This is a genomic window from Trichococcus palustris, from assembly GCF_900114465.1.
GTDB classification, from domain to species: Bacteria; Bacillota; Bacilli; order Lactobacillales; family Aerococcaceae; genus Trichococcus; species Trichococcus palustris.
The window spans coordinates 1-12,175 of sequence record NZ_FOTD01000034.1 but is presented as its reverse complement, the minus strand read 5'-3'; the positions used below and the strand labels follow the sequence as shown (position 1 = coordinate 12,175).

At 50.1% G+C, this 12,175-nt stretch carries 8 protein-coding genes and 2 pseudogenes; 3 read left to right on the top strand and 7 right to left on the bottom strand.

Translation table 11 applies throughout. The features are described from left to right. The 3 genes from BM101_RS13245 to BM101_RS13235 form a co-directional block, all read left to right on the top strand. Window positions 1-822 (top strand): RNA-guided endonuclease TnpB family protein (locus BM101_RS13245; RefSeq protein WP_093399874.1); only part of this gene is annotated, 822 nt, incomplete at its 5' end. 114 nt (window positions 823-936) lie between these two features. After that, window positions 937-2,757: an excinuclease ABC subunit UvrC gene (gene uvrC, locus BM101_RS13240; RefSeq protein WP_087033989.1), complete on the top strand. Its 1,821-nt coding sequence runs from the start codon at window positions 937-939 to the stop codon at window positions 2,755-2,757. A 123-nt stretch (window positions 2,758-2,880) separates the two neighbouring features. Beyond that, window positions 2,881-3,732 carry a DegV family protein gene (locus BM101_RS13235; RefSeq protein WP_087033988.1) on the top strand — a complete coding sequence of 284 codons (852 nt, stop codon included), beginning with the start codon at window positions 2,881-2,883 and terminating at the stop codon, window positions 3,730-3,732. Window positions 3,733-3,850: 118 nt separating this feature from the next. On the opposite strand, the gene BM101_RS13230 is transcribed toward BM101_RS13235, so the two are convergent. From BM101_RS13230 to BM101_RS13200, 7 genes and pseudogenes are all read right to left on the bottom strand, one after another. Next, window positions 3,851-4,585, bottom strand: a complete 735-nt coding sequence (locus BM101_RS13230) for a GntR family transcriptional regulator (RefSeq protein WP_087033987.1) — start codon at window positions 4,583-4,585, stop codon at window positions 3,851-3,853. 146 nt (window positions 4,586-4,731) lie between these two features. Continuing rightward, window positions 4,732-5,235, bottom strand: coding sequence for an AbrB family transcriptional regulator (locus BM101_RS13225; protein ID WP_087033986.1), 504 nt, complete (start codon window positions 5,233-5,235; stop codon window positions 4,732-4,734). A 120-nt stretch (window positions 5,236-5,355) separates the two neighbouring features. After that, entirely contained in the window at window positions 5,356-7,356 is a 2,001-nt protein-coding gene (locus tag BM101_RS13220; protein WP_087033985.1) for an HIRAN domain-containing protein, read from the bottom strand. Between the two features lie 152 nt (window positions 7,357-7,508). Next, window positions 7,509-8,696 carry an iron-containing alcohol dehydrogenase gene (locus BM101_RS13215; protein ID WP_322787177.1) on the bottom strand — a complete coding sequence of 396 codons (1,188 nt, stop codon included), beginning with the start codon at window positions 8,694-8,696 and terminating at the stop codon, window positions 7,509-7,511. Window positions 8,697-9,195: 499 nt separating this feature from the next. Beyond that, the gene (locus BM101_RS13210) at window positions 9,196-11,427 is read right to left on the bottom strand and encodes a heavy metal translocating P-type ATPase (protein WP_087033984.1); all 2,232 of its coding nucleotides are present in this window, start codon (window positions 11,425-11,427) and stop codon (window positions 9,196-9,198) included. Between the two features lie 215 nt (window positions 11,428-11,642). Further along, window positions 11,643-11,828 (bottom strand): annotated as a pseudogene (locus tag BM101_RS13205) (neutral zinc metallopeptidase); the annotation flags it as partial. A 122-nt stretch (window positions 11,829-11,950) separates the two neighbouring features. Then, window positions 11,951-12,175 (bottom strand): annotated as a pseudogene (locus BM101_RS13200) (zinc ribbon domain-containing protein); the annotation flags it as partial.

The following is a 12,175-nucleotide window of genomic DNA, read 5'->3' as shown; positions in this document are numbered from 1 at the left end:
AAGCAGACGAACGGGAATATCGCCATCGTAGGAAACAAACTGAAACTACCCAAATTGGGGTTGGTCCCGTTTGCCAAGTCCAAGGAAGTGGACGGAAGGATCCTGAGTGCCACCATAAGGCGGAATCCGTCAGGTAAGTATTATATTTCCATATTGGTCGAAACAGAGGTTCATGAACTGCCCAAGACGGGTTCCGCTTGCGGCATCGATGTCGGCTTGAAGGATTTTGCCGTCCTTTCCGATGAAACCGTCTATAAAAACTCAAGGTCTTTCCGCAAACTGGAACGGAAACTCGCCAAGGAACAAAAAGTGCTTTCCAGACGGCGGGAGCAAGCCAAAAAAGATGGGCGGAAACTCTCCGAGTCGAAAAACTATCAGAAACAACGTGCCAGAGTCGCCGGAATCCATGAAAAAATCAGTAATGCCAGAACCGATTACCTGCAGAAAATATCGACCGAAATCGTCAAAAGCCACGACATCATCGGCATCGAGGATCTACGGGTTTCCAACCTGGTCAAGAACCACAAACTAGCAAAAGCCATCAGCGAATCTAGTTGGTTCCAATTCCGGACCATGTTGGAATACAAAGCGTGCTGGTACGGCAAGCAGATTGTTGCAGTGGCCCGAAACTTTCCGTCTAGCCAACTGTGTTCCGGCTGCGGATACCAAAACAAAGACGTTAAGAATCTCGCCGTCCGTGAATGGGATTGTCCGGAATGCCACGCCCACCATGACCGGGATCTGAACGCAAGCATCAATATCAAAAATGAAGCCTTAAGGCTTCTAACCGCAGGAATCTGCGGGGATAGCCTACTCAATTAACCGGGGGACACTTCGGTGTTCGTAGGAATCCCCCACCTCTAGGCGAATGCGTAGGTGGGGGTAGTTCAATTAATGGTATACTATTGTCACTAGAATGTAAAAGGATTGGGACCTATGAGCAGAGAAGAAATCAACGATAAATTGGCGCTGTTGCCCGATTTGCCCGGCTGTTACATCATGCGGGACAAGGATGACGAAATCATCTACATCGGCAAGGCCAAAAACCTGAAGAACCGCGTAAAATCCTACTTCCACAGCAGGCATGAGGGCAAGACGCAGCTGCTGGTCGAGGATATCGACCATTTCGAAACAATCGTCACGAAGACCAACAAGGAATCGCTGCTGCTGGAAATCAACTTGATCAGACGCTACCAGCCAAAATACAACATCAAATTGAAGCAAGGGACGATGTATCCCTATTTGAAGATAACCAATGAAAAGGATCCGCAGCTGCTCATCACCTCCACCGTTGAGGACGATGGCGGCATCTATTTCGGGCCCTATCCGCATGTCTATGCGGCGACGGAGACGCAGGAATTCATCCAGAAGGTCTATCCTTTGCGGAAATGCGCGAAAAACCAGAAGCGTGCCTGCCTGTATTACCACATGGGCCAGTGCATCGGCTGCTGCGACCATGAAGTGTCGAAGGAAGAGTACGACGCCCAAATCAAACGAATTTCCAGCTTCCTGAACGGTGAAGTCCGGGACATCAAGAACGATCTGAAGGCGAAGATGCATCGTGCCGCCGATGCGCTTAATTTTGAACAGGCTGCGGATTACCGCGACCAGATCCGTTACATCGAAACGACCGTCGAAAAACAGCGGATCATGTCGCGCGACTACACGAACCGCGATGTCTTCGCCTTCCATATGGACAAAGGCTGGCTGTCCATCCAGGTTTTCCTGTTGCGCCAGTCGACCATCATCAAACGGGAAGCCGCCCTTTTCCCTTGCTACGATACGCCCGAAGAGGAGTTGGCGTCCTTCATCATGCAATTCTATCAGGATCCAAACCATATTCTGCCCAAGGAAGTTTTGGTGCCGGCGGGTGTGGATACGGAAGTATTGGCCGAAGCCTTGGGGACGAAAGTGCATACGCCGGTCCGCGGCAGCAAACGCAGCATCCTCGATTTGGCGGTCACCAACAGCGAACTCGCTTTGACGGAAAAGTTCATGCTGATCGAACGCAGCAAGAAGAAGACCATCGGCGCCATCCAGGAACTGTCCGAGGCTTTGGGCATCGAGTACATCGAAACGATTGAATCGTTCGACCATTCGAACATCCAAGGTACCAATCCCGTTTCCGCCATGGTCGTCTACAAGGACGGCAAGCCGGAGCGAAAAAATTACCGCAAGTACAAGATCAAGACCGTGGAAGGCAGCAATGAATTTGCGACCACCCAGGAAGTCATCCGCCGCCGTTACAGCCGTCTGCTGCGCGAAGGCCGCGACATGCCAGATCTGATCCTGATGGACGGCGGGAAAGTGCAGGTGCATGCAGCCAAGGAAGTGCTGGAAGACGAATTGGGCTTGGACATCCCGGTGGCCGGCATGGTGAAGGACACGAAGCATAAAACGTCCTCGCTCATTTTTGGCGGGAAGGATGAAATCGTGGAGCTCGATCCGAACAGCCAGGCTTTCCACTTGGTGCAGCGGATCCAGGAGGAAGTCCACCGTTTCGCCGTCACCTTCCACAGACAGGTGCGCGGCAAGAACAGCTTTGCCTCCCAGTTGGATCAGATCGAAGGCGTCGGACCGAAAACGCGCACGAAAATCCTGAAGACTTTCAAGACGATGAAGAACATCCGGGAGGCCAGCCTAGCTGACCTGAAGGCATTGGGCATCCCGGAAAAAGTGGCCCTTTCCATCAAGGCGGAACTAGGCTCCATCGAAGAAAACAGCCCCAATGAAAAGGATAGTGAGAATAAAGCGTAGCCAACTGTGACCAGCTTCCCCTTATGCTGTGAATGCTGAGAAAAAACATGGTATACTGTGGTGTATTTATTCTATTTTAGTTTTCATTGTCGGATATGAATGTTTTACAAAGGAGGAATACATATGAAAATCTTTGCGGATAGCGCATGTGATTTATCTTATGATTATTTGAAAGAAAATGAAGTGGAAGTTTTTCCATTGACGACCTTATTGGACTCGGGGGAGTTCGAGGATATGATCGAAATCAAATCCGATAAAGTCTACGAAATGATTGCACGCGGCGGTCATCCAAAAACAAGCCAAGTGTCTTTGGATAAATTCTATAAGGGTTTTAAACAGGCGGCCGAAGCCGGTGAATCGGGCATTTTTCCGACCTTATCGGCGGTCCTGTCCGGAACCTATCAGGCTGCCGTTTTGGCGTACACAGACGTGAAGGCTGAATTCCCTGATTTCGACCTGCGCATCATCGACACAAAGAGCGCCTCACTCGGTGAAGGTCTTGCTGTCGTTGAAGCAATCGAAATGAAGGACGCCGGCTTCGGGTTGGATGAAATCGAAGCCCGTCTGCGTTTCATTGCGGAACATACTGTCTCCCTGTTCACTGTGAAGGATTTGAATTATCTGGCCGAAGGTGGCCGGTTATCCAAAACGAGCGCTTTTTTCGGTGGCTTATTGAACATCCATCCCTTGTTGGAGCTTGTGGACGGAAAGCTGGTGCCATCTGAAAAATTGCGCGGCCGCAAAAAAGTCATGAACCGGATGTACGAACGTCTCCGTGATGAAGCGGAAAACATCCAGGAGCAAAATATTTTCATCTGCCATAGCGACGATCAGGAAGCTGCAGAAGAGATGCGCGGCTACATTCATGAACATTTCCATCCGCGCCAAATCATCGTGCACACCATCGGCTCAACCATCAGCTCCCATACCGGACTGGGTACGTTAGGCCTGTTCTTCTTGAACAAATTCGAATAAGCAGCAATCATATGGCATAAAGAGAGGGAGGGGCACAAATCATTTTCCATGATTTGTGCCCCTCCTCTTTGCAGAATCTGAATATCACTTGATCTTATTCTAGTAATCGGAACGCCCCTCAGAGTGGCGTTTCATCCAAATCAGCTTTTTCTGAATCAGCCGCTGATTCCCTTCTTTCCAATTCTTCGACAACAAAACGTTCCGAACGGCGCAGATGCTCTCTCACCGTCAAGGCAACCTGCTCATAATCTTTCTTTTTCATGCTGTTCAAGATATAGTAGTGCTCCAAGAGCGCTTCTTCCCGTCTTGGGTAATCGGCTAAGGAAATATCCCGGAACCGTGCCACATAATCCTTCAGCTTTTTGACGATCGATTCCAGGCGCGGCATCCGGCTGAAGTGATAAATCAGCGAATTGAATTCACTGAAGCACTGGATGACAAGATCGATATCGTCTTCGTTGTTCGCCTTTTCTGTTTTCGCCAAGAGCGCTTCCAGTTCATCGAATTCTTCAGTCGCCATAATGTTCATTGCGTTTGTCGTGGCCATGATTTCCAGCGCTTCGCGGATGTCATAGATTTCCTTTGCATCTGCAACGGTCACTTTCTTCACGACTGTGCCGTAATTGGGAATATACTCGACTAAGCCTTCATCTTCAATTCTGCGAAGGGCTTCCCTGATCGGCGTGCGGCTAATGTTCATTCTCAGCGCGTATTCTTTTTCATTGATCCTCTCACCTACCGGAATGATGCCTTTGATGATAGCCAATCTTAACCCTTCAAAAACGATTTGATTCAAAGGTTTATTTTGTGAAAGATCCGTTAAACGAATGACGTCCTCAATATATTCTTCCATTTTAAAAACTCCTTTATGTAATCCTAATGCCGCCATTATGTCACAGGTCTTTCATCTCCTCATGAAGCTTTCCTCTCGGAATGGAGAACTATCCCACCTCTACTGACCCCGAAGAAAAGACAGCACTCCGCTCCCTTTCGTCGGACTCATTTGGAAATGAAGGTGCTGATGACGCGGATAATGATCGGCATCAAAAAGATGACCGAGAACAACCGGATGAGATGGATGGAAGCCACTACAATCGTATCCGCCCCATAGGACGCGGCAATGATCGTCATATCGGCCAATCCGCCGGGAGCTGTCCCCAGTAAAGCTGTGATCAAATCTATCCCGGTCACTTTATGCAGAATATATCCGACTACAATCCCCACGGTCAGCAAAATTGCCACAGACACAAGCGCAGGCAGGAATACTTCTTTCATTTGCGCCAAGCTATTTTTATTGAAATTCATGCCGATCGTTCCCCCGATAATGATCTGGCCGATTATTTTCAGGTTGGGCGGCATGTATCCCATTTGCGAAAAATAATTGTAGATCGCCACGGCTACCAGCGATCCGATCATCCCGCCAGCCGGCACACGAAACCGAATGCCAGCCCAGCCTCCAATGATTGCAACAAGCAGCGTGCCCAGCAGTTTCCCTATATTCATCTCACTCAAGCTCCCTTATCTTGTATTGAAACACTCCCTTTCAATTTTGAATTAAATCATTGAATAGTCAACAAGAAAAAGAGGAACATCGTGTGTTTTTGATGTTCTTCTTTTCTGAAGCTATTCGGTTTGTTTTTTCTTGGGCGGCGGGAAAGGCAGGATGATGCCTGCATTATGCTCCAGCGGCATAGATTGGAAAAAGGTCCGTTTCAGGACGATCGTGATGGCAGGCTTCGTTTCTTCGATTGATTCCGTATCCAAAACGGCGTATAGCCTTTCCTCTGCATCCAGCAATTTAGCCAATATGCGGTTGTCCAGTTTCGGCACGTAGCCCAGCATATAGCCGCTTTGCGTCGCGACGACGATCGCATTCTCATCGTAATGATTGTCCTCTTCGCGGATGAGCTGCAGGGCATCCCCTTGCTTCAATTGATCCGCTATGATGCTCAAATCGCGGAACTGGGTGCCGGCAATGTAGGTGTGCAACAGCTCTTTATCGGTAATCGCAGGGCTTAAGGGCGGTTGGGTAGGCTTCAGGTAGCGCTGCTCTCTCCCTTCCGGCACTTCCCCGGGATGAAGCATTTTGGCGATCCGTTTTTTGATTTTCTCGTTAGGCTCTACCGCTGCCGCCTTCTCCAATTCTGTTATGATTTTCGGCGACCATTTCGTTTTGCTTTGCTGCAGGGCCTGGAGCGCACTCAAGCGCACATCCGGATTGTGGTAATGAATGCCGCGGATGCACCAGTCTTCCTCGTATTTCCGTTTTTCCGGCATCACCACAAATATTTTCTCCAGCCACATATCGGCGCGGTACAGGTCGTTCATGTCCGGATTTTCCGGCGTCTCCGCTTCCATCGGCAATGTGAACAAATCCGGATTCAAGATGTCCTGTAGGTATTCGCAGACCTCATCAAAATAGACTTCCGGGTATATCTTCAGGAAGAAATCCATCAGGTTGAAACCTAGCGGCTGGCGCGAAAGCAGATCGATGAAGGCCGAGAAATCCGGACGCATATTCAGGAACAAGAGGACTTTCACGATCAGACGATCGGACTCTTTCGGTTCGGCTAATTCTTGGTAGACGACATGCCGCCATTTGGGTTGATGCAGGAAATTCTCCACCTTGTGGACCAATTTTTCATATCTGGCGAAGCGGATATCCCACATCGTCTTGGTTTCCTTGTATTGTTGCTCGTTTTGGGAAATATGATCGTAGTCCTGCTTCCAATAATCGACTGTTTGGTGCCAGATGCTGACCAAAGCCGCCAGATCGATAAATTCGCTCGCATACTCGCGTTTGTCCGCCATCCTTTCGTTCAGCTCCATATGGGCATCGACGGACAGGTTATCATGGGTGTAATCCGCATAGCTGATCAGATAGGCGAAATCGCTGTAGTTCGCGGACGTGATCTCCGTTTTTTTCAGGTGGACGCGCATATCCGCTTTCTGCATGCAGAGGTTTGCATAAATATTCGAAAGGAAATCGCTCCTGATGCCGCTGTGCAGCATCCACTGCTGCTGTTCTCTCGTCACCGGATTCAGCAAAAAAATGGCGGCCAATTTCCCGTAGCCGACGGTATTTTTCGCCAGTTCGAAGATGAATTGGTTTTGCTGAGTGAAGGCATATTGGACGCTCTCCAATACGAACAGCGTGAAATCGCTGTGATAGCCCAACGTCCTGAGTACTTGCCGGGAAGTATCGTAAGGGAAGAAACCGATGATCATAATGCCGAGCTTCACTTCTTCCAAATGTTTGCTGCCTCTCGCTAAACGCATCCCGACATGGTACAGCTTCTCTTTCGAAAATGGTTCCGTTTCCATCGAAATGCGCATGCGTTCCCGAAATTCGACGAAGAAGGTGCATAGGTGATGGCGTTCCAAAAAATGGCGCAGGACGGGATCAGCGAGAATATCCCCTTCACTATGTACCAATTCCTTCAGGATGACGCAGCATTCCCTGGCCAAATCCTCTTTTTGCCAAAAAGGGATCCCTTCAGAAACAAGGACGGACAGCACGTCTTTTCTGCCTGCTGTGTGCACAGCTTGAAATCTGTATGGCAACCCGGGCTGTTCCTCTTTCAACTGACAGATCGTTTCAAAAATACTCTTGCTATTCTCCAAAAAGCAAACCTTCTTTCCTGTTTACTCCGACACTCTTTGCATCCATGTTACCATACTTTAACTATTGTAACTATATTTGTTTTTACTATTTAAAGGTAGAATGTTATGCAAAAAATCCATTGAAGCAAATGATCGCTTCAATGGATTTTTTCTTATAATGCCTCTTTGTAGACTGCGTAGGAGTCTTCGGCAGACAGGTCGCCGCGTTCGGAGATGTTCACTTTATCATGACGGACAAGCCCCGCCACCAACCCAGGGATCGCGTCTTCCTTCAAACCAACATCCGAGAAGCGGATCGGGGCGCCCAGAATGGCGAAAAATTCCTCCGTCTTCAGGATGGCAACATCGATTTTTTCTTCGTCGCTGCCTTCTTTGATGTTCCATACGCGTTCCGCATATTGGAGCAGTTTTTCCCATTTTTGTTTCTTGCGGACTTTCATCATGGCCGGCAATACGATCGACAAGGTGCGGGCATGGTCGATGTGGTAGGCTAGCGTCAGTTCATGGCCCAATGCGTGCGACGCCCAATCCTGCGGAACACCTTGGGAAATAAATCGGTTCAAGGCGTTTGTCGCTGTCCACATGAAGTTCGCGCGGAGTGCGTAGTCATGGTTGTCCTCGTCGACAACGTCGGGGCCGATTTCGATCAATGTCTGCAACAACCCTTCCGCCCAGCGATCCTGAACGCGCGCATCAATCGGATAAGTCAGATAGGCTTCCATCGTATGCACAAAGGAATCGATGATGCCGTTGGCCAATTGGCGTTTCGGCAAACTGTACGTCAGTTCCGGTTCAAGGATGGAGAACTGCGGATACGTATGTGCGCTCGCGAAACTGATTTTCGCTTGTTTTCCCACAAATGTTACCACCGAATTATTATTCATTTCCGATGCTGTAGCGGGCAACGTCAAGACGGTTCCGAAGGGCACCGCCTTTGTGACAGGCAAGCCTTTGCCGACGCCGTTCCCGAAGATATCGATCGGGTTGCCGTCGAATACAGCACCGGCCGCAACAAATTTGGCGCCGTCGATGACGCTGCCGCCACCCACTGCCATCAAGTAGTCGAAGCCTTCCGCTTTGACCTTGTCCACAGCCTGGATCAATGTTTCGTAGGTCGGATTGGCTTCGATGCCGCCGAATTCATCCCATTGGCGATCGCCTAAAGCCTTCACGACGCGGTCGAAGGTTCCGAATTTTTTCACGCTGCCGCCACCGTATAACACAAGCACTTTTGCGTCGGTCGGGATCAGTTCATCAATTTTTTTGATGCGATCTTTCCCGAATACTATCTTTGTAGGGTTTTGAAACTCGAAATTACGGATTCCTTTTTCCACTGCCATCACTCACTTTTCGTATAATATTTATTTTTTCATTGTAACACAGCAGAACGGTTAATCCGCTTCGGACGCTCCGCTGACTGGTGTAGTGTCCTGGCTAATGATACCGGATTGTATTCCGTACGTATGTCGAACACCCGACGAATGCCAGTTATGTCGGGTTAAATTAGAGAAAAGCAAGTCGAAATCCCGACATAGTCCCGTAATGTCGGGCGTTACAACTGTACCGCTAAGTTCCGGTTGTTGGGTATTCGCCGGAGGTCCGGACCCGCATTTTCTTGCGATCTCCGATGAGCGGAGTCTTCATCGGAAATCTATCCACATTTTGCCGGCCTCCTCCGGCTAATTGAAGGCTCGACGGAGTTGGGAGGCAGTTTGTACCGCTGTTCTCCGGCGAACGGGGGCTTCGCCGTTATTCGCTACCCATAAAACAATCAAAAAACAAAATCCTAAAATCGCCAAAAAGAGCAAGGTGCCTAATCGGTTCCCTGCTCTTATTCAATCATTTTTTCAAGATACGGACGGCATTGAGCACGGCCAAAACGGTCACGCCGACATCTGCGAATACGGCTTCCCACAGGGTTGCGACGCCGAATGCCCCAAGCAGCAGGAATAGGCCTTTGATCGCCATCGCAAAGACGATGTTCTGCCAAACGATTTTGCGGGTTTCCTTGGCGACCGTCATCGCCGTGAGGATTTTGGCTGGATTGTCGTCCATGATGACCACATCCGCCGCTTCTATCGCCGCATCGGAACCCAATCCGCCCATCGCGATCCCGATGTCTGAGCGCGCCAGCACCGGTGTGTCGTTGATGCCGTCGCCCACGAAGATCACTTTTTCATTTTTCTTTTTGCGGCTCATCACTTCTTCCAGCTTCGTAACTTTGTCCTGCGGCAGCAATTCCGCGTAGACTTCGTCGATTCCAATCTCCTTGCCGACGGATTCGCCGACAGCTTGGGAATCGCCGGTCAGCATAATCGTGTAGATGCCCTTTGCTTTCAACTGGGCAATGGCCTCTTTGGTATCTTCCTTGATGGCATCCGCAATCAGGATATGTCCCGCATATTTTCTATCCACAGCGATGTGCACAACCGTCCCCACTTCATCCGTCTGCTTGTAGGCGATGCCGAACTGATCCATCAATTTGGCATTGCCTGCCAAGATTTCCTTCCCGCCGCTTACAGTCTGCAAGCCGTGTCCGGAAATCTCGTGGGTGCTGCTGATTCGTTCTTCAGCGATTATTTCCCCATAGGCTTCCTTGATCGAATCGGCAATCGGATGGGTGGAATGCAGCTCTGCATAGGCGGCAATCTCCAGCAGTTGCGCTTCTGTCATGCCCTCTTCCGCTTTGATGGCGACGACTTCGAACTTGCCTTTCGTCAAGGTGCCGGTTTTATCCATGACAACGTATTTCACATCGTTCAATCCTTCTAGGAAGTTGCTTCCTTTGACAAGGATCCCTTTGCGCGAAGCCGCACCGATGCCGCCGAAGAAGCCTACCGGTATCGAGACGACCAAGGCGCAAGGACAAGAAATGACAAGGAAAATACTGGCGCGGTAAAGCCAATCGTTGAAGACTTCACCCGGTATCACCAGCGGCGGCACGACCGCCAATAAGACGGCCGCGATCACGACAACCGGCGTGTAGTAGCGTGCGAATTTCGTGATGAAATTTTCGGTGGGGGCTTTGCGTCCGCTGGCGTTCTCCACCAGATCCAATATTTTCACGACCGTGGATTCCGCGAACGTTTTTTCCACGGCAATTTCAACGGCCCCGTTCTTGTTGATGAATCCGCTCAGGACAGCATCGCCGACCGTTATGCTGCGCGGAACCGACTCGCCGGTCAATGCGGAAGTGTCCACAGCCGATCTGCCGCTGATGATTTTGCCGTCCAACGGCACCTTCTCTCCCGGGCGAACCAAGATGGTGTCACCGATTTTGATGCTTTCCGGCGATACCTTATGCGTCCCGTCGGCTGTCTTCAGGTTGGCATAGTCGGGACGGATATCCATCAATGCGGCGATGGAGCGGCGGGATTTGTCGACCGCGATGTCCTGGAACAGTTCGCCGACCTGATAGAACAGCATGACCGCAACGGCTTCCGGGTATGCCCGGATGTAGAAGGCGCTCAAGGTCGCAATCGTCATCAGGAAGTTCTCATCGAACAGCTGCCCGTTTTTGATGTTCTTCAAAGCGCTCCAGACGATATCGTAGCCGGCAATCAGATAGGCCAGCACGAACAACGATAAGGCGACGGCCCCGTTCACCGGTGCGAACACGGCGGCCAGTAGGACGCCGAAGCCAAGCGCCAAGCGGATGACGGCTTTTTTGATTTCATCGCCATCATCGGCTCCATCAGCATGGGAATGTGAATGGCCATGATCATGCGTATGCTCCTGTTTGTGCAACTGATGACCCTCATCGTGATTGTGCTCCGTCGCGGACGGGAATGCCGTCCCCTCCGGTAATCCGTCCTTTCCGATGGGTGCGCCGCTTGCTCTCAGCGTGGGATGGATGTCCGGCTCGAGCACGCTCAGTTTTTGTTTGATCGCCGGCAGAACCGTTTCCTCCTTGCCGTCTTCGATTTCAAACCGCAGCGTCTTGGTCATGAAATTCACATTGCTTTCGAGGACCCCGTCAATTTTGGCAATACCCGTTTCCACTTTATTGGCGCAGTTTGCGCAATCCAGTTCATCCAAGTACCATTCTATTTTTTTCGTTTTTTCAGACATCTAAAATCCCTCCCCATCGACAAAATCGTTGCCAGTATATTTAGAAAAACGGAATCATTCCGCCTTTCATATGATTATCTATTCATTTGTTATAGGTAATTATATTCTTGCACTGAACAGTTGTCAATGAAAGCATATCCTGACGAAGGCATCCGCCTGTCCCCGAAAAAAACATCCGCTACGCCGATAGTTCGGTGTGGCGGATGTTCCGTCAATCATAGATCATTGGTATTGAAAGTATCGCCGCCGCTCAGATCACCGGTGTCGAATCCCTTTTTGAACCAGCGCATCCGCTGTTCCGATGTCCCGTGCGTGAAGCTGTCCGGCACGACATAGCCCTGATATTTCTTCTGCAAGGTATCATCCCCAACCGCAAAGGCGGCCTGCATGGCTTCGTGAACTACTCACGACTCAAGTCGCGAACTTCCTACGAACGCCTTCCTTGTCTGCGTATGTCTTTGCAGACAGCGGGAATGGATATTTAGTAGGCTCAAAAGGCAGTACCTGCCTCGGGTGTTTTCTTTTACTCGGCCAAAGCCAAGAGGTTCTTGCTGGCATTGATGTCCCTATCATGGGTTGTGCCGCAGTCTGTGCATGTCCAGTAGCGGATATGTGGGGCTTTCTTGCCGTCCCGGTGTCCGCATGCGGAACAAAGTTGGTGGACGGGTAGAATCTGTCCGCCTTGATGAGTGTTCGGCCTTTCCATTCGGCTTTGTATGTCAATTGCCGGCAGAATTCGGACCAACTG

What these genes read in the sequence shown, in the direction of transcription:
- BM101_RS13225 (WP_087033986.1), bottom strand. Translation starts at nt 5,235, where the DNA reads ATGAATATAGGGAAACTGCTGGGCACGCTGCTTGTTGCAATCATTGGA.
- BM101_RS13235 (WP_087033988.1), top strand. Translation starts at nt 2,881, where the DNA reads ATGAAAATCTTTGCGGATAGCGCATGTGATTTATCTTATGATTATTTG.
- BM101_RS13215 (WP_322787177.1), bottom strand. Translation starts at nt 8,696, where the DNA reads ATGGCAGTGGAAAAAGGAATCCGTAATTTCGAGTTTCAAAACCCTACA.
- BM101_RS13210 (WP_087033984.1), bottom strand. Translation starts at nt 11,427, where the DNA reads ATGTCTGAAAAAACGAAAAAAATAGAATGGTACTTGGATGAACTGGAT.
- uvrC (WP_087033989.1), top strand. Translation starts at nt 937, where the DNA reads ATGAGCAGAGAAGAAATCAACGATAAATTGGCGCTGTTGCCCGATTTG.
- BM101_RS13230 (WP_087033987.1), bottom strand. Translation starts at nt 4,585, where the DNA reads ATGGAAGAATATATTGAGGACGTCATTCGTTTAACGGATCTTTCACAA.